Consider the following 18,347-nt stretch of genomic DNA (forward strand, 5'->3'; position numbering starts at 1 on the left):
CGCGAGGAAGGCGATGACGACAGCGGCAAAGAATCCCGACACGCGCGACCACTGGCTCGTCGCGCGGCGCGATGCGGAAACCGGCATCGAAAGCCTGCACGCGCATTTCAACGGCCATGCGTACGATGCGCACGACCACGACGACATGCTGGTCGGCTTCACCGAACAGGGCGTGCAGCGTTTCCAGTGCCACCGTTCGCTGCATACGAGCGTGCCGGGCCGGGCGATCCTGATCGAGCCCGGCGCGATGCACGACGGCCATGCGCCCGAAGCGGGCGGCTTCACCTACGGGATGCTGTACCTGCCGCAGGCATGGGTAGAACGCGCGGCGCGCCGGCTGGACCTGCCGGGCCTCGGCAGCGTCGAAGCCGCGTTCGGCCATACGCTCGTCGACGATCGCGGCCTCGTCGATGCGATCCGGCATGCGTTTGTCGCGATCCACGGCAATGAAGGCCGGCTCGCGCGCGACCAGACGCTCGACCGCCTGCTGACGCGGCTCGGCGGCGAACTGCGTGGCGTCCCGCTCGCGCCGGAAAGCAGCGTCGTGCCGCCGGCGATCGCACGCGTGCGCGATCTACTGCATACGCAGATGGATGGCAACCTCGGCCTGGACGAGCTGGCCGGCGCCGCCGGGATCGACCGCTTCCGCTTGACGCGGCTGTTCCAGCGCGCGTACGGCACCTCGCCGCACGCGTACCTGGTGCGCTTGCGGCTGCGCGCCGCGCGCCGGCTGCTGGCGGCCGGCCGCACCCCCGCCCAGGCGGCCGCGGACGTCGGCTTCGCCGACCAGAGCCACCTGGGCCGCTGGTTCCGCCGCGCGTACCGGATCACGCCGGCCGCGTACCGGCAACTCTGCACAAACGTTCCAGACTGAGCGCGCATGACATCCGATCATGCGTGCTTCAACGAGGAGCAATCATGATCGATACCAAGGTAGCGCTGATCGTGCGCGACGATCTCGCGGCATGGCAGAAACTCAATGTCGTCGCGTTTCTCGCGACGGGCGTCGCGGCCGAGGCACCCGACGCGCTCGGCGAGCCTTACGAGGATGCGGCGGGCCGCCGCTATGGACGCATGCTGGGCCAGCCGATGCTGGTGTTCGCGTCCGACTTGAACGGGCTGCAGGCCGCGCACCGGCAGGCGCTCTCGCGCGAGCTGACGATCGTGCCGTACGTGCATGCGATGTTTTCGACCGGGCACGACGCGGCCAACCGCGAAGTGTTTCGCGCCGGGGATGCGGACAATCTGGATCTGGTCGGGCTGGCGCTGCACGGGCCGAAGAAGGCCGTGGACAAGGCCGTGAAGGGGCTGGCGTTGCACGCGTGACGCACCATCGTTTCGAGCCGGCGATTCGACACGGAAACGGCTACTGCGCGCCCGGCAACTCCGGCTTGTTCCCGTCCAACCACGCCTTTACATCAATCAGGAGAGCTTGGGGCAGATGTAGCCTATTTGACTACGATCAGAGCTGATTTAACTACACATCAACTGCGATCGGCATGGGTCTCGTCGAGCGCGATCGCGTGTGCGGCAACCTGACGAGCCACGTCGCCCGGCTCGTGCTGCCCGATCTGCCACCGGACCTGATCACCATCCTGACGGACGGCAGCAATCGCGCCGCGCTGCATTTGCGCGACGTACCGAAAGCACGTTCAGGATCGGATAAGGAAGACAAGGCCGAGAACCGGCCTTGCATGGGGCAACGAACGAGAATGCAAAAGCGCCGCCGGCCCGTTGCAGGCCGGCGGCTTTTCTCGTCAACCGCCGAGATACGCCTGCTTGATCCGGTCGTTCGCGAGCAGGTTTGCGCCCGTGTCGGCCAGCACCACGCGCCCCGTTTCGAGCACGTAGCCGCGATCGGCCACACCGAGCGCCTTGTTCGCGTTCTGCTCGACCAGGAACACCGTGACACCTTCGTCACGGATCGTCCGGATGATGTCGAAGATCTGCGCGATCACGAGCGGCGCGAGGCCGAGCGTCGGCTCGTCGAGCAACAGCAGACGCGGCTTGCTCATCAGCGCGCGGCCGATCGCCAGCATCTGCTGCTCGCCGCCCGACATCGTGCCGGCCCGCTGCGTCGCGCGCTCCTTCAGGCGCGGAAACAGCTTGAACACGTGCTCGATGCCGTCGTCGATTTCGTGACGGCTCGCGAAGAAGCCGCCCATCTTCAGGTTCTCGAGCACCGTCAGGCTCGGGAATACGCGCCGCCCTTCCGGCGAGATCGCCATCCCCTGCCGCATGATCTGGTGCGTCGACATCGCGGTGATGTCGTTGCCCTCGAACAGCACGCGGCCCGACGATGCGCGCGGCGTGCCGCACACGGTCATCATCAGCGTCGTCTTGCCGGCGCCGTTGCTGCCGATCAGCGTGACGATCTCGCCCTTCTTCACCTCGATCGACACGCCCGCGAGCGCCTCGACCGCGCCGTAGTGCGTATGGACCTGTTCCAGCTTCAGCATCACTCTTCCCCCAGATACGCCTTGATCACGCGCGGGTCGTTGCGGACCGCTTCCGGCGTGCCGATCACGATCGGCCGGCCGTGCTCCATCACGAGGATGCGGTCCGACACGCCCATCACGAGGCTCATGTCGTGTTCGATCAGCAGCACCGACACGCCGAACTCATGGCGCAGCTTGTCGATCAGGTGCTGCAGCTCGATCTTTTCCTGCGGGTTGAGACCGGCCGCCGGCTCGTCGAGCATCAGCAGACGCGGCTCGGTGATCATGCAGCGCGCGATCTCCAGACGCCGCTGGTGCCCGTACGACAGCGTGCCGGCCGGCCGGTTGGCGACCGACCTCAACCCCATCCGGTCGAGCCATACGGCCGCGCGTTCGAGCGCTTCCTTCTCGGCGTGACGATACGCGGGCGTCGCGAACAGGCCGTGCAGCAGCCCGGCCTTCACCTTGCGATGCTGCGCGACGAGCAGGTTCTCGACGACCGTCAGCGACTTGAACAGGCGGATGTTCTGGAACGTGCGCACCAGGCCCTTCAACGCGATCTGGTGGCTCGGCAGCCCGCCGATCGCGTGGCCGTCGAGCACGACGTCGCCGCCGGTCGGCTTGTAGAAGCCGCCGACGCAGTTGAACACGGTGGTCTTGCCTGCACCGTTCGGCCCGATGATTGCGAACACCTCGTTGCGGCGCACGTCGAAATCGATGCCGTCCACCGCGAGCAACCCGCCGAAGCGCATCTGCAGCCCGGCGACCTTCAACAGTTCTGCATTCGCGCTCATTGCGGCAGCTCCACGTGGGGACGGCTCGCGGGCAGCAGGCCCTGCGGACGCCACATCATCATCAACACCATCACCAGACCGAAGATCAGCATCCGGTACTCGGCGAAGCCGCGCGCGACTTCCGGCAGCACGGTCAGCAGGATCGCCGCGAGAATCACGCCGAGCTGCGAGCCCATCCCGCCGAGCACGACGATCGCGAGGATCAGCGCCGATTCGATGAAGGTGAACGATTCAGGATTCACGAGCCCCTGGCGCGCCGCGAAGAACGCGCCGCCGATGCCCGCGAACGCCGCGCCGAGCGTGAACGCCGACAGCTTGATGCGCGTCGGATTCAGGCCCAGCGAACGGCACGCGATCTCGTCGTCGCGCAGCGCTTCCCACGCGCGGCCCATCGGCATGCGGATCAGGCGGCTGGTCACGAACAGCGTGAAGCCGACCAGCACCAGCGCGATCAGGTACAGGAAGATCACCATGTGCTCGCCGCTGTATTCCAGCCCGATCAGCTCATGGAAGGTCTTCGCGCCTTCGACGCTCGCCGAGCGCGCCATCTCGAAGCCGAACACCGTCGGCTTCGGAATGCTCGAGATGCCGTCCGGGCCGCCGGTGAGGCTCGTCAGGTTGTTCGCGAGCAAGCGGATGATTTCGCCGAAGCCGAGCGTGACGATCGCGAGATAGTCGCCGCGCAGCCGCAGCACCGGGAAGCCGAGCAGGAAGCCGAACGTCGCCGCCGCGATCGCCGCGATCGGCAAGCACTCCCAGAACGACAGCCCGAAATACTGGTTCAGCATCGCGTACGTATAGCCGCCGACCGCGTAGAACCCGACATAGCCGAGATCCAGCAGACCCGCGAAACCGACCACGATGTTCAGCCCGAGACCGAGGATCACGTAGATCAGCGCGAGCGTCGCGACGTCCACCGCGCCGCGCGAGCCGAAGAACGGCCACACGAGCCCGACCGCGAGCAGCACCCAGATGACCACGCGCTGCTGCTGCGCGCCCATCGCGGGCAGCGCCGGCAGCTTCACCGCCGATTTCGCACGCACGAGCCACGGCTTGAACAACTGGAACAGGAACACGGCCGCGACCGCGATCCACACCGGGCGCCAGTGCGGCGTCAGCACCACCTGATAGCCGTCGAGCTTCAGTTGCAGCCCGAGCACCGGAATCGTGAGGATCGCCGTCAGGAGCGCGGCGGCCGCGGCATTCTTCAGCGCCTGGCCGACCGATGCGTCGGCGGCCGGGCGGCGAACGGAAATGACTTGACTCATCTGCGTCTCCCTCAAACCTTTTCGATGTCCGACTTGCCGAGCAGGCCGGTCGGGCGGAAGAGCAGGATCAGCACGAGCAGGCCGAACGCGACCACGTCCTTGTACTCGGCCGGCATGTAGCCTGCGGCGAAGGTTTCGGCGAGGCCCAGCAGCACGCCGCCGAGCATCGCGCCCGGGATGCTGCCGATCCCGCCCAGCACCGCGGCGGTGAACGCCTTGATGCCCGCGACGAAGCCGATATACGGATTCAGCTTGCCGATCGTCAGCCCGATCAGCACGCCGCCGACGGCCGCCAGCATCGCGCCGAGCACGAACGTGAACGAGATCACGCGGTTCGTGTCGATGCCGAGCAGGTTCGCCATCTTCATGTCTTCGGCGCACGCACGGCACGCACGACCCATCCGCGAATGCGAGATGAACAGCGTGAGCGCGATCATCAGCACCAGCGTCACGCAGACGATCAAGAGACGCGCATACGGAATCGTCACGTCGAAGTCGCCGCCGAGGTGGATCTCGAACGCGCCGGAGATCAGCACCGGCACGGACACGTCGCGCGCCCCCTGGCCGATCTGCACGTAGTTCTGCAGGAAGATCGACATGCCGATCGCGGAGATCAGCGGCACGAGGCGCGGGCCGCCGCGCAGCGGGCGATACGCGACGCGCTCGGCCGCGAAGCCGTACAGGCCGGTGACGATCACCGACACGATCAGTGCGGCGCCGAGCACGAGCGGCAGCGGATAGCCGGCGGAGATGCCGATGGCGGTGAGGGTAACGAGGCCCACGTACGCGCCGATCATGTAGATCTCGCCGTGGGCGAAGTTGATCATGCCGATGATGCCGTAGACCATCGAATAGCCGATGGCGATCAGCGCATAGATCGCACCCAGCGTCAGGCCGTTGACCAGTTGCTGGGCGAATTGAGGAAAGAAGTCAGTCATGTGCGGGAAGCTCCCGTTGGCGCTGGGCGCATGCCGTCGCCGGATCACGGCGTTCGGCCGCGCGCAACGCACGGTGTCGTCTCGGGCCGCCCCTTGGCCGCGCAACGGCCAAAAGCGCACGCGCCCTGCCCGGGTGACGGGCGGAGCGGTGCGCGGGGCGGGTACTCCGTATTACCGGGCGGCGGTCTTCGTCGCGTCCTTGTGCCACGTGTAGACGACGAACTTGAACGACTTCAGGTCGCCCTGTGCGTCATACGCGACCTTGCCGATCGGCGTGTCGAACGTCGTCTTGTGCATGTACGCGGCGACCTTCGTCGGGTCCGTCGTCTTCGCTCCCGCGATCGAGTCGGCGATGATCTTCACCGCTGCGTACGACGGCATCTGGAACGGGCCGTTCGCGTCGCGCTTCTTGTCCGCGAACGCCTTCACGAGGCCTGCGTTGGCCGGGTCGGCCGAGAAGTCGGCCGGCAGCGTGACCAGCATGCCTTCCGAGGCCGGACCGGCGATCGCCGTCACGTCCTTGTTGCCCACGCCTTCAGGCCCCATGAACGTTGCCTTCACGCCCTGCTCGCGCGCCTGGCGCATCAGCAGGCCCATTTCCGGGTGGTAGCCGCCGAAGTAGACGAAGTCGACGCCTTGCGACTTCAGCTTCGTGATGATCGCCGAGTAGTCCGAATCGCCGGCGTTGACGCCTTCGAACAGGACGACCGGGATCTTCGCGCCTTCGAGATCCTTCTTCACCGACGATGCGATGCCCTGGCCGTACGACTGCTTGTCGTGCAGGATCGCGACCTTCTTCGGCTTCACGTTGTTGATGATGTAGTGCGCGGCGGCCGGGCCTTGCTGGTCGTCGCGGCCGATCGTGCGGAAGATGAAGTGGCGCTTCTTGCCTTCCGTCAGCTGCGGCGCGGTGGCCGACGGCGTGACCATCACGATGCCTTCGTTTTCGTAGATGTCGGATGCCGGGATCGTCGAACCCGAGCACACGTGGCCGATCACGTACTTGATCTTCTGGCTGACGATCTTGTTGGCGACGGCGACGGCCTGCTTCGGTTCGCAAGCGTCGTCCATCATCACGACTTCAAACTTGTTGCCGCCCGCACCGCCTGCCGCGTTGATCTGTTCGATCGCGGTCAGCGCGCCGGCCTTCACCATGTCGCCGTATTGGGCGACCGAACCGCTCATCGGACCAGCGATGGCGATCTTCACGGTTTCCGCGTGCGCGGCGGCGGCGCCGGCGGCGAACAGCACGGCGGCGGCGGAAATGGACGTAAGACGGGACAGCGTCATCAGGAGCTCCTCGATGTTGTTAGTCATACGGGCAAAGGCGGCATGACTTGCGCAATCGAACAGCACCCGGGGCGAGGACATGGGACACGCCCGAGACACATGAAGACGGACCTGCGGATGGATGATGCGTAGCGGGGCCCGGCTCTTGCAGTCCCCGAAGGGGACGTCTGGTTCGGAAAGACATCGTGATGCGTCTTGCATTGCGCAAGCGTTTCGCCTGCCCCGCTTGCCAAATTGCTCGTTCGGAGGGATGGTCCGACAGCCATTGGCAAGGCAGCCGAAATTATATGGGCGTTTTTAAATCGTCTGTCAAAAATGCCGGTGTTATGAGGGAAAACACGGAGAAACTTGCCGAGGGGGCGGGTGGCGATGGGGGCGCAACTTGGTGGGGGCGGTAACGTTTGCGGTGGGTGCAATTGGGTTGCGATTTTGGGTGGTTTGGTGCAGCGAAGGATTGCTGGGTGGGGCATCTGATGAGTTTCAGGTGGGGCAGCGTGCGATCGTTTGGTTTTATAGGGCCTCAACCGGTGAGATCAATCGACTGATGATTGGGTCGAGGTGCACCGATATGGGGCGTTCGATGGGGACGGTCAATCCTTCTGTTTGCCGACGAATCTGGCTCTATCGAAAGCTTGCTGTTATTTTTGTGAAATAATGTGAACTCACCTCTGCAATCCAGCCAGCCTTCTGCGTGTCGCGTCCACCGCGCCTCGCAGTCGCTTCAGGGTCGCTTCGACGCCCTTCCGTCGCCCAGCCGCCAGCCAGTGATCTGCCGTTGTTCTCTCATTGCATATCATTTGGTTCGGATCTCGATGAATCATCCTCTCCGCTTTTCTTCCGCTGCCGCGCTTGCCTGTGCGCTTTCGGTTGCCACTGTTGATGCTTCCGGGCGCGATTCGCTGGTCGATCGGGCCGGCGGCGCCAATGTGTTCCGTTCGGAACGTCGGGTTGTGGCTCGGGACGATGCGCGTGCGGCGCGGACGACGCGGCGCGTGAAGTACGCTGCGCCAGTCGAACGTAGTCCTTTCGATACGCCCGATACGCGGCCGTTGCGGGTTTCGGGCGATACGCTTGCACCGCAACCTTCGGGTGAACACGAGGCCGGCAATTCCGTATGGCCTTCGAATCGCGTCGCGCTTGGTGCGGGTGGGAGCGATAGCTTCGGGCGCGCGTTACCTAGGCACGAACAGCGTGCACTGAACTGGAATGAATATCTGCGGGCCAGTGGGTCACACGCTCCTGGCGGCGGGAATTCGTATGCGCCGACGCGACGTTTCGATGCCGCTCGCGGTCCGCACGGTGCGCCGAATCCGTACGATCCGTCTGTACCGCAACCGGAGACGCGAACGTTCTATGACAACGGCGCGGGTTCGCATTGCACGGCTACGGGTGGTGTGGGGACGGCGCGGTCGTCTTGCAATATCGCTTGGTGAGGATTGGTGGTGGCCGGTGGCGGCTGCCTGCTAGGCTAGATGTGCAGCTATGCGCGGTACGGTCGCACGCTGCGCCGGGATTCGCATTTGCGGGGATTGAAATTCGACTAGGCCGCGCGTTGCTGTCTGCGCGGCCTTTTCTGCAACCGGTTCAACGGCGGTCACGGGCTGGATGTAGTTGTTCGCACCACACTAGCCGATGGGCCGATTCGCCTCCTGACAAATCGCGCCGATATGCGGCGCGCCGCTGCCGCATCTCACATCACCGTAATGGCCCAGCCTTCCCGGCTCGACCGCTATCCGTACCTTTTTGCCCGGCTCGAAACCCACGTCATTGATGAGCCACAAGGCCCGAACGCGGCGGGCTGCCGCCCTGCACCGTGCGACCGTCTCGGATCGACCCAATAGAGACATACACGTACGCCGAAAGCAGCCGCTCGAAACACCGAAACCGGTGCTTTGTCGAAGAAATAGCTGCCGGCCCCGAAGTCCGACATCCATACCTAAGGGTAGGCCGGGGCGCGGAAGTTACTTGTACCACTCCGCCTTGATCGCCGCGAAGTTCATGTCCTTCCATTCCTCCTTCCAGAGCTGCCAGTACGGGATGTCATTGGAAGATGGCGCGTAAGCGCACGAGTCGATCTGGACGATTGACGGAAGGATGATGGATTCACCTACCAGCAGCGCTTCACCTTGCCGGAATGACGTCATCTTGTCGATCAATGAGCCGAGCGAGTCCGGAAGCAGCTTCTTCACGTACCCTTGGTCTGTTGGATTTGTAAGGCGCATAGCGATGAAGTTGCTGCATTGGGAGAAAATCGTTTCGGATATCTCGGATGGGCGCTGGCTCGCGAGCAACAAGGTGACGCCGTACTTCCGACCTTCCTTTGCGATTCGCTCGATGGAGACCTTAGACGAGCGGTACTTGGAGAGGTCGCTATTCGGCACGTACTTGTGCGCTTCTTCGTAGACCAGCAGGATAGGCACATCATTATTGATCTTTTCGCCGGGGTTGTTGGCACAGCGAAGACGTTTGTAGATGTACCCATACTCGAATATAAGGCGCGATATGAGCGAGACCGTGATGCTCAGTACCTCGAATGGGACACCGCTGAGATCGATGACGGTAACGTTCGACTTATTTTGCGACGGATAACCGAGAAGTGTCTGGAGCGTTTCCTCGAACGTAACACTCTTCGACTTCTCGCCCAAGAAAAAGCCGAGTCTGCTGTCATTAACCTTATTCTCAAGCCGGTTAACGAAGTTAGTCAGCCTTCCGAAAAGACTGCCTTGTGTATACTTTGGCTGTCCGGCCTTTTCCTTATTGCTGGTCGCATAGACTTCTCCGGTATCGACCATCTCCTCGTTCTTTGCGATTGCATACGCAAGCACCTCTTTGATGTCGAACAGGATAGGCGTGTCCAGGTGAATTTTTTGCTTTTCGGCTTCCGAGCCGCTGAACTTTGCACGGCGGTCTCGAATGATCGCTTCCTTGAAGATGTTCCTCTGATTGTGGTCGTTGGCTTCGGTGTCGAGGAAGAACTCCTCCAGTTCTTCGCTGTTCAGCATCCAATATGGTAAGACCAGATTCGAGATGTCGATATGGTTTGCGGAAGGGAACGCCGACTTGTACTCCGAGTGAATGTCGAAAACAATCACGTGCGAGTTGTTGAGTGAGAAGTTCCCGTCCTTTTCTGCTACTGCTTGCTGGATGATGGTAGCCAGGGTGTGCGACTTGCCGGAGCCGGTGGAACCGACCACGGCGATGTGCTTGTTGAAGAACTTGTTTCCGTTGACGGGAACGGGAACGTTCTTGTTCGACGCCAACGTTGCAAAGCGGAACCTCTCCACTTCAGGGACTGAGTCGTCGTAAATCTTCTTGATGTCGGCGATGGTCGCGGGTTGGACTTCCTTCGGCGGGATTGCGAGCGAATCGCCGCCGCGTTCGAATTTGCCACCCCTCAAGATGCCAAGCGGAAAGGCTTCGATGATGTGATCTCGCTTCCCGTCCGCGCTGACGACGATCTGGAAGTTCTCGATAATGGCTATGAGGACCGCATTCTCGTTGTCTGCAATCTTTACGTAAGAGCCAACCTTCAGCGATTCTTCCGCCACCTTAAAGTCTTCGAGGTCGTCCACGACAATGCGCACCTTGTCGGGGAAGACTGCGATTACCTGGGCGTTGATTTGCTCTTCTTCCTGTGCATTTTTCATACTCATGCGCCTACGGTTAGATGATGGATTTGACGTCCGACAGCCTTTCTACCTGGATCTTAACGTGCCGAACTGCAGGCCGGTCATAGTCGAAGTAGCTGCTGCCCAGGTGGAACTGGTAGATGCGTCGGGTCTTGGTAACGGCATCCACGGTTTGCTCGACGTTGGCCAGAGTGTTCAGGACCTTCATCTTTATCCCATTGCCATGCGTGGCATTCTGCATGATTGAGTGATAGCTGAAGTCCGCTCCTAGGAAGTCGTGGCCGTCAATGAGCTTGAATCCTTCCGTACTGAGCTCTCTTTTCAGCACGAGCAACTCGTCAGCTGGTATGCCGTGGACGTAGATGTACGGGCAGAAGGGTGAGGGCTCTCGTGCGGACAGTTTGGCCCACTTCCTGGAAAGCTCGAAGAAGAGGTCTTTGAGATCGCTCCGAACGTACCCGCCTGCGCCCGCCTCGACTAGGAAGAATCGCTCATATGGGGATACGTTGAGCTCCGTAAAGTATTCCTTCCGGAGCGCGGAAAGATGTGCTTTCTTGCCCTTCTTCTCGACAAACCACTCGTTGAACAGGATCGTGGCGGTGTCGATTCTTGCCAAGAACTCCTTCTTCGTGATTCTGCGCTCCTCCGGCGCCGCCTTGATCGAGAGTTCGCGGATAACGGCCAGCGCGTTGTTGTAGTAAAAGTATTCGGCTGAAAACGGCGTGCCTCCGAAGATAGCTTGGACGGCTCCGAGTACCTCGCGATATTGTTCGTCAAACGCCTTTGCCCTAACGTCGATGGTGAGACATTTCAGGAATTCCCCGAGGTCGGCATCAGAAAGGCCAAGCTCGGAATGGTGGTAGCGCGTGACCTTGGCGGTGCCTTTTCCCTCTGAGTACGTCAGAAAATGTTCTTTTAGAAAATCGACGTTGATGCCGCCATCCAGCTTTTCCTGACCCGAGGCGTAGTGGCCCTTAATGGAGTAAGAGATCTTTGGTTTTATTCCCGTCAAGCTTTCCTTGAAATGGGACACCATGTGCTTTACTGCATCTTTGATTACAGAGTGGTTGTATTCCGTCTTCGCGTAATACTTACATTGCGTGGCCGTAACCTCGGTTGCGGTCCGAATGTCGATGTCTTCGGTGCATTCGATCTCTACAGAATCGTCCGGCGACGTCAGTTGCAAGACACTGAGGATTGACAGATCGAACTGGTAAAAATACCCCCGAATAGTGTCAACGGCGCTTCTGTCAGTCATGGCATATCCAGTGAATATTTGTTTCCATTCCCACAGTGAGGACAGGTGATTTCGTACATACCCACGTTCCTCACGCTTTCGTCAGAATTCGCTTATGTATTCCAAGACCGGCTCCTTCGCCACAAGCGTTGCCGTCCGCTATTACACGGCCTGGAATCAATATATCGCAAGCGGCCGCGATTGCGGCTTCAAGATGAGCGATTGTCAACGATTACGGCCGTGAAGTCGAACGGCCGCTCATGGCCGAACTCGGCCGGCCGCCGCCCAGCGCACGCGACCGGCACAGCTCGACCCCGAACGGCCCTTCACCCTTCTCCAATCCGGTCGTTCATTTTGCAATTTCGGCGGATTCAAGGAGCCAGCCGAGAATTATCTGACACGGCGAAAGCCACACACTGGAGGTGACGACAAAGTTCACCGAGACGCTCAATAAACTGGTCGCGAGATGATGTTGACCATGCCTGACCAGAGCGCAGAGCGAGATGCGCGGAACCCACCGGGTCATTAGCCAGGGTGACTTCCAGACTATATTCCTCGCGATTCACGAACAGGCCGGTTGTAGCTCCCGGGAACTTGGCTTCAAAGATTCTCCGGACGGACTCGGCATCGCCCAAAGGGCTTACTTCGCGAACGGCGTTCAGACTTTCCGCATCGAGATTCGTTGGTTTAATGGCGATGATGTCAAAACTCATTACCGGTCCTTGTACGAGTTAGATTATGCAGGCGAGTTCCGAGGTTCTCCGGCGAATTGTCGGCGATCTATGCGCCGATGTCGAACGTCCCTTCTTGGCCGGTTGCCGACGTATCCCGCGGATAGCTGCCGACATCCCCGTGCTGTTACCGCCCGCCGAGAGTGGAATGGCCTCGGCTCCAATTCTGCAAGTGCACCGGCTATTGAGCATCTCGGGCCGCGGACGCTCCTACTCGGGCTAACCCCTAGCCATTAACCTGTAGAATCGCTGCTGAGAGAGCCTGTGCCGTTTCGGCAACAGGCACACAAAAAGTAAAAAAGGGATCGGGATGAGTGTGCAAGATATCGTGACGGCGATTCAAGGCGGGCTGATCCAGCAGGACCGCCTACTGAAACTCGACACCCCGCTCGGCGACAACGCATTGCTGCCGCAGCGCGCCGTGGGCCATTCCAAGATTGGTCGGCATTTCGATTTCACGCTTGATGTCGTGTCGACACGCAGCGACCTCAAGCTGAAAGAGCTGATCGGCAAACCCGTGACCCTCTGGATCCAGCAAATCCACCACTCCTACGTTCCCCGGCACGGCTACGTCTACGCAGTGCGACGACTGGGATCGGAAGGCGGCCTGACCAGCTACCAGATCAGCTTCGCCTCATGGATGCATTTCCTGAAATTTCGCCGCGATCAGCGTATCTGGCAGGACAAACCTGTCGATGAAATTCTCCGGGATGTCTTCAACGCCCATTCGCAAGCCAGAGGCCGGTTCGACTTTGCGCTATCGAAGCCGCTGCCGGCTCGGTCGTATTGCACCCAGTACGAAAACGACTGGAACTTCGCCCATCGCTTGATGGAGGAGGAAGGCCTGTTCACAATCTGGAAGCAGGCCGAGGACGGGAAATCCCATACCCTGACTATTACCGACCGGCTCGATACGTGCGAGCCGCTCGCAGCACAATCAGTGCAGTTTTCCCGCGACGGAACGAACAGCGAGGTCGACGCGCTGATTCACTGGTCCAGCGAGCGAACCCTCCATAGTGCCGCGCTGGCCACGCGCACCTACGACTACAAAAATCCATCGCCGCTTGCCAATCCGAAAGGCACTCACATCCCGACGGTATCGCACGAATTGCCAGCACAGCTGGAGATGTATGAGTACACCGGCTCGTACACCTATCTGGAGCAGGAGCGCGGCGATCACCTATCCAAAGTCCATATGGAAGAGTGGGAGTCCCGCGCCAAGCGATTCTATGGAACGGGCGGCCTCCGCGAAGCCGATGCAGGACGGTCGTTTTCGCTCGTCGGTCATCCGGAGCACGATCGCGACGTCGCCGACCGCAACGTGTTCGCCATTGTCGAAGTGGTTTGGCTGATCGAGAACAATTTCCCGGCATCAGACCATCACGCAAACCTTCCGGGAAGTTTGCAAAGCCAGCTGGTCGAAGCGTCTGCAAATCAGGACGGAGGACGCCATTCGCGCGTAGCGCATCACGATGGCTCCGAAGGCTTCTTTTTGATTGAGCTAGAGGCGCAACGCAAATCCGTCCCCTACCGCAGTCCGTTCGAACACCACAAGCCGGTCATGCAAATGCAAACGGCCACGGTGGTCGGCCCGAAAGAGCAAAGCATTTATACCGACGAGTTGGGTCGGATCAAGGTTCAATTCCACTGGGATCGTATCGGGCAACGCGACACGCGCAGCTCGTGCTGGGTACGTGTGAGCCAGCCGTGGGCGAGTCAGGGGTTCGGCATGATTCACCTGCCGCGGATTGGTGACGAAGTGATTGTGTCGTTTCTGGACGGATGTCCGGATCGCCCTCTCGTCACTGGCCGGGTACCGAACGGTGTCAACTTTGTGCAGTGGAAACTGCCGGAGAATCATGCTCTTTCGGGGCTGCGTTCGCGCGATCTGGCCAGCACCATGGCGAACCAGATCGTGGCCGACGACACGCCGGGCAAGCTTCAGGTACAGATCGCTAGCGACCATCAGCAGTCCCGGCTTGTCGTCGGCTACAACACTCGAATTGATGGCCATGCCGGACGTGCGGAGCCGCGCGGAATCGGCTGGGAGCTTGCAACCGATTCGTGGGGTGTGCTGCGGGCGAACCAAGGAATGTTGGTCACGACCGAGACACGCTCGGGCGCGACGGCTACAGTCAAAGACATGGGCGAAACCGTGCAGCGCTTGGTGCAGGCACGGGATCTACATGACACACTTGCCAACGCTGCAATTCAGGCACAGGCACAAGACGGACAGGACCAGCCCGAGGTCGTCAAGGCGCTTCAGCAGCAGAGTGATGAAATCAGGGGTTCAGGTGGGACACAAGGAGCAGGGGCGTTTCCCGAACTGGCGAAACCCCATCTGGTTTTCGCCTCTCCAGTCGGGATCGAAGCGACGACGGCAGGCACTATCCATCTCGCGAGCGGAGAACATACGGCGCTCACGAGTGGCGCACACCTCAGCATGAGTAGTGGCAGCAGCCTGTTGGCTACTGCACGAAACGCAATCCGCCTGTTTGCATACAAGCTCGGCATCCGAATGGTGTCCTACGCGGGAGACATTGACATCAAGGCTCTTCAGAAAAACCTCAATCTGCTTGCCAAACTCGAGATCACCCAGACGGCAAACCGCATTACGATCAAGGCAACCGAAGAAGTGATGCTGCACGGCGGAGACAGTTATATCAGCCTGAAGACTGGAAAAATCACGGTGGGCGGCGGTATGTACGAGGTCAACGCGCAGGTAAGCAACATGCCACCCAAGCCGATGGGTGTGGCGCCGAACGGCACACCTGCCGTCGAGGCAAACGACCAGACGTTCAGGATGCTGACGCCGTCAGGGCGATCGCTGCCAGGCGTCGCCTACCGAATGACGACCGACTCTGGAGAGCACGTCTTCCAGACCAACCATCTGGGCCGTTCAGCGACCCTGAATACCAAACAGGAAGAGAATGTGAAGTTTGGCATTCACTGGGACGAACTCTTCACGGACGCAGAAAAATAAGGCTCGGCAATGGCTAATCTTGCAGAAAACACTACCAACCCGCAAAGCAACACGTGTATCGATGCGAATTGCGATTGCAAAATTATCTGGTCGCTCGCCCATCAATATGCGATGGCCCAGTTGGACACCCGTACGCCTATCCTGAAAGACGGAACGCCCGACTACCGATTCAGCTCGCACACTATTTCCGAAACGAAGATCGAGCCCGGCGATGCGTCGTTTGTCGGGAAGAATTATGGAGCGCGAGCCCGCCGGGTAGCTTCGAGCTACGCGCGCATGTTCCTCGAAGATTTTCACCTGGGAGAAAAGGACAAGATTGGGCGGTTCTATTGGACCGGCCTGGGGGCGTTCGCTGCCAAACAGGTTTCGGCTAATCTGGAAAGCTGGCAGGTGGACAAGGTGCCCGGCATGGGTATCGTCCACGAGGGACTCGGCAAAGGCAATCTGTGGATTTACAACGACCTGCTGACCTGGTGCTACGGATATGCGGCGGATCCGGCTGCGTTCCAGGCGTGTGCCAAGCAGCGTGATAGCCGGCAATACCATCCCACCGTGCAGAAGAACTTGATGCGCCAGCAGTGGGCAAGCGACGTCGTTCCCAAGTGCCCGGTGACCAATGAAGCCAGCGTGTCAATGGACGATGCAGGATCCGGAAAATTCCTTGGTCCCGACGCCGAGAATCCGGGCTACTTCAAATGGACTCCGCGCGTGTCCATGGGATTCGATCTTGTCAAGCAATGGGAAGAGACCGCGAATGAAAAGAAGAAAGCTGCCTTTGCGTTCAACCATCTGTGGGTCATGGCACAGCATGAACAGGGCGAAGTGTTGCAAGGGTTGATCTATAACGATAAGGCCTTTATCAGCAAGCTCAAATTCCAAAGAACCATGGACGAGGCGACCAGTTCGGATAAGTGGTGGGCCGCCCCAGCACGTGCATTTCACGCTCTGATTCCACCTCTGCAGCTAAGCTTCACGGCACAGGATGAAACGTCCGACATGCAATATCGCTCGAACGCGCCGAAGGAGCTGATTCTCGAGGATTATTCTCAAAGAATGGCATGGATCAAAGATACCGGAAAGTTATTCCACTTTCTAATGCAGAAGCAGCGTGCCTACATGCAGAGTGAACTGAAGGCCATTGCCGCCATGGGTGGTCTGACATGATTGATTTTTCATATAAAGGCGATTATGCCGATTTTTGTTAAACAAAAATCAATGCGAATCTGGTGGTGGGCTTTGGCAGCAATAGCTTTATGTGCTGCAATTTACGCATCAACAACCACCCAAGACAAAAAGGACAAAGCAATGTCGTCTCAAGTTGTCACCATTAAATTTGGAGCAGACGGAAAATCGGATGCCGTGGCACAAGGATTTTCCACAATGAATCACCCATCCGGCGTGTATGCGTATCAGATGCACTGGGACGACCCAAAGAAGCTGGGAGTGGTGAAATATAGCCAAGGACAACACTCGTTCGACCTCGACAATGTCACAATCGCGACAGGGTTGGGGGACAAAGACAGCCCAGAAAGTGGAGTGGATAATTGGGATGTCAATTTCAACATCTCGCCTTCGGGCACAAGCTCGTACGAAGAGGCTCGCGACAAGATCGCAGCCCTGCTAGCAAAATTGAGAGCCGCGGGATGGAAGAGGTATATTGAAACCTCTGATCCGCGGCTCGTCGGCAAAGAGGCAACGGCTTATGCCTTGTCAAAACCAGGCGCTCTTTATTCGATCGACTCGACCTACACGCCGACCGTAGAGGAATGGAAAAACTTGATTGTGTCCGAGCCAAGATGGCTTTTTTATACTGACGGCGTATTTTTGACACTATCTCTGTCGTATCAATCCTCGTCGACTCCCGACATGGGGTATTACTTAACCGACATTCAGGTGAGCACAGCATCTGACAATTACACACCGTATTTTGCTGATAGTGTCGAACGCCGGAGGGAGTGGAAGAAATACCTGTCTGACGAATTGACGCCGGCAAGGGCAGAACGAGCCAAACATGAAACGGAATTGAAGGCTCAGGGCTACACAATCGATACGACATATCTGCCGCCGCCCTTTGAAGCCCCCGACTTTTCGGCCAAAGCTGGCAACACTCATTGATCTGGAGAGCCTAGGCGATGCAACGCGCGAACTTGCACGGAAGAGCGCAAATCGTGGTCGGCGATACGACAAGCCACGGCGGCAAGGTGATTTCGGGCAGTCCATCCTCCACTTGGAGCCAGGCCAAGGTTCCCATTGCACGCAAAGGGGATCAGGTGACGTGCCCGCTTTGCGCGCCACATCTCTTTGAAATCTCCGAGGGGCTCGAGGGATACGAAGATTTCGGGCAGCCGATGGCTTTGGAGGGACATAAAACGACGTGCGGCGCTATTCTCATTGCGCAGCCTGCTCCAGGCGATTGATCGACCCATGTTCGTTTTTCGGACTGTTCTCTGCGGAGGCGGTCCGAGTATCGAGCGCCATCATCGCGCCCTGACCGCCCCCCTCACCGCGGCGAAACCACAATCGCCGCCCGCCGATTCTGCGCCCGCCCGGTCGGCGTCCGGTTATCGCCCACCGGATCGCTCTTCCCCTTCCCTGCAACCGCAATCCGCTTCCCGTCCAGCCCCGCATCGACCAGTTCGATCGCCACAACCTCCGCCCGCCGGCGCGACAATTCCAGGTCGTAAGCCGCCTCCCCCTCGTCATCGGAGTACCCATAAACCCGCACCCCATTGATTCCCGCTGACTTCAACGTCCTCCCGATCCGCTCAACGATCCGCCTCACATCCGGCTTCAGGTTATACCGATCGAAATCGAACAAAATCGGCCCGCTCGCCCCGAACTCGAACCCTTGCCCCGTCTCCTGAAACCCGGCCGACTTCAGCGCCGTGACCTGCGTCTGCGTGAGCCCCCGATGCAGCGGCGGCGTATTGCACCCGCCAAGCAACAGACACAGCAGCACCGCGCTTCCGACGCACAGCCTCCCAATGCTCACCGGCAACGAGCTTTTCATCATGGTCCCCTTCGTATGCGCCCGCGCCG

General features: G+C 59.9%; 16 protein-coding genes. 6 read left to right on the plus strand and 10 right to left on the minus strand.

Annotation, left to right across the window (positions count from 1 at the left end; translation table 11 throughout):
- The first annotated feature begins 13 nt into the window (after positions 1-13).
- A complete protein-coding gene (locus tag SB786_RS09575) occupies positions 14-874 on the plus strand; it encodes a helix-turn-helix domain-containing protein (protein WP_410727249.1) in 861 nt (286 codons plus the stop codon).
- Between the two features lie 44 nt (positions 875-918).
- Positions 919-1,326, plus strand: a complete 408-nt coding sequence (locus SB786_RS09580) for a DUF2000 domain-containing protein (protein ID WP_012366665.1) — start codon at positions 919-921, stop codon at positions 1,324-1,326.
- A gap of 158 nt (positions 1,327-1,484) precedes the next feature.
- Here the strand turns inward: SB786_RS09580 and SB786_RS09585 are convergent, their stop codons facing one another.
- The 9 genes from SB786_RS09585 to SB786_RS09625 form a co-directional block, all read right to left on the minus strand.
- Positions 1,485-1,628, minus strand: a complete 144-nt coding sequence (locus SB786_RS09585) for a hypothetical protein (protein WP_410727250.1) — start codon at positions 1,626-1,628, stop codon at positions 1,485-1,487.
- Positions 1,629-1,757: 129 nt separating this feature from the next.
- Positions 1,758-2,459: an ABC transporter ATP-binding protein gene (locus tag SB786_RS09590; protein ID WP_011659407.1), complete on the minus strand. Its 702-nt coding sequence runs from the start codon at positions 2,457-2,459 to the stop codon at positions 1,758-1,760.
- A complete protein-coding gene (gene livG / locus SB786_RS09595; RefSeq protein WP_410727251.1) occupies positions 2,459-3,232 on the minus strand; it encodes a high-affinity branched-chain amino acid ABC transporter ATP-binding protein LivG in 774 nt (257 codons plus the stop codon). Before livG ends, SB786_RS09590 begins: the two co-directional genes overlap by 1 nt.
- Positions 3,229-4,500: a high-affinity branched-chain amino acid ABC transporter permease LivM gene (locus SB786_RS09600; protein WP_410727252.1), complete on the minus strand. Its 1,272-nt coding sequence runs from the start codon at positions 4,498-4,500 to the stop codon at positions 3,229-3,231. Before SB786_RS09600 ends, livG begins: the two co-directional genes overlap by 4 nt.
- A gap of 11 nt (positions 4,501-4,511) precedes the next feature.
- Entirely contained in the window at positions 4,512-5,438 is a 927-nt protein-coding gene (livH, locus tag SB786_RS09605) for a high-affinity branched-chain amino acid ABC transporter permease LivH (protein ID WP_410727253.1), read from the minus strand.
- A 171-nt stretch (positions 5,439-5,609) separates the two neighbouring features.
- Entirely contained in the window at positions 5,610-6,728 is a 1,119-nt protein-coding gene (locus tag SB786_RS09610; protein ID WP_175738944.1) for a branched-chain amino acid ABC transporter substrate-binding protein, read from the minus strand.
- A 1,961-nt stretch (positions 6,729-8,689) separates the two neighbouring features.
- Positions 8,690-10,375: an ATP-binding protein gene (locus tag SB786_RS09615; protein ID WP_410727254.1), complete on the minus strand. Its 1,686-nt coding sequence runs from the start codon at positions 10,373-10,375 to the stop codon at positions 8,690-8,692.
- Between the two features lie 16 nt (positions 10,376-10,391).
- Positions 10,392-11,615 (minus strand): DUF4297 family anti-phage-associated protein, encoded by a 1,224-nt coding sequence (locus SB786_RS09620; protein WP_410727255.1) that lies wholly within the window; start codon positions 11,613-11,615, stop codon positions 10,392-10,394.
- 350 nt (positions 11,616-11,965) lie between these two features.
- Complete coding sequence (locus SB786_RS09625) at positions 11,966-12,307, minus strand: hypothetical protein (RefSeq protein WP_124615767.1); 342 nt, start codon at positions 12,305-12,307, stop codon at positions 11,966-11,968.
- Between the two features lie 328 nt (positions 12,308-12,635).
- Between SB786_RS09625 and SB786_RS09630 the strand changes: the two genes are divergently transcribed.
- The 4 genes from SB786_RS09630 to SB786_RS09645 are packed head-to-tail and all read left to right on the plus strand — an operon-like array spanning position 12,636 to position 17,725.
- Positions 12,636-15,308 (plus strand): type VI secretion system Vgr family protein, encoded by a 2,673-nt coding sequence (locus SB786_RS09630; RefSeq protein ID WP_410727256.1) that lies wholly within the window; start codon positions 12,636-12,638, stop codon positions 15,306-15,308.
- A 9-nt stretch (positions 15,309-15,317) separates the two neighbouring features.
- Positions 15,318-16,472 carry a DUF2515 family protein gene (locus SB786_RS09635; RefSeq protein ID WP_410727257.1) on the plus strand — a complete coding sequence of 385 codons (1,155 nt, stop codon included), beginning with the start codon at positions 15,318-15,320 and terminating at the stop codon, positions 16,470-16,472.
- Positions 16,473-16,523: 51 nt separating this feature from the next.
- Entirely contained in the window at positions 16,524-17,423 is a 900-nt protein-coding gene (locus SB786_RS09640; RefSeq protein ID WP_410727258.1) for a hypothetical protein, read from the plus strand.
- 17 nt (positions 17,424-17,440) lie between these two features.
- The gene (locus SB786_RS09645) at positions 17,441-17,725 is read left to right on the plus strand and encodes a PAAR domain-containing protein (protein ID WP_410727259.1); all 285 of its coding nucleotides are present in this window, start codon (positions 17,441-17,443) and stop codon (positions 17,723-17,725) included.
- Between the two features lie 83 nt (positions 17,726-17,808).
- Here the strand turns inward: SB786_RS09645 and SB786_RS09650 are convergent, their stop codons facing one another.
- A complete protein-coding gene (locus SB786_RS09650; protein ID WP_410727380.1) occupies positions 17,809-18,318 on the minus strand; it encodes an OmpA family protein in 510 nt (169 codons plus the stop codon).
- Positions 18,319-18,347 lie beyond the last annotated feature (29 nt).

This window comes from Burkholderia sp. SIMBA_062 (genome assembly GCF_046534765.1).
Taxonomy (GTDB): domain Bacteria; phylum Pseudomonadota; class Gammaproteobacteria; order Burkholderiales; family Burkholderiaceae; genus Burkholderia; species Burkholderia ambifaria.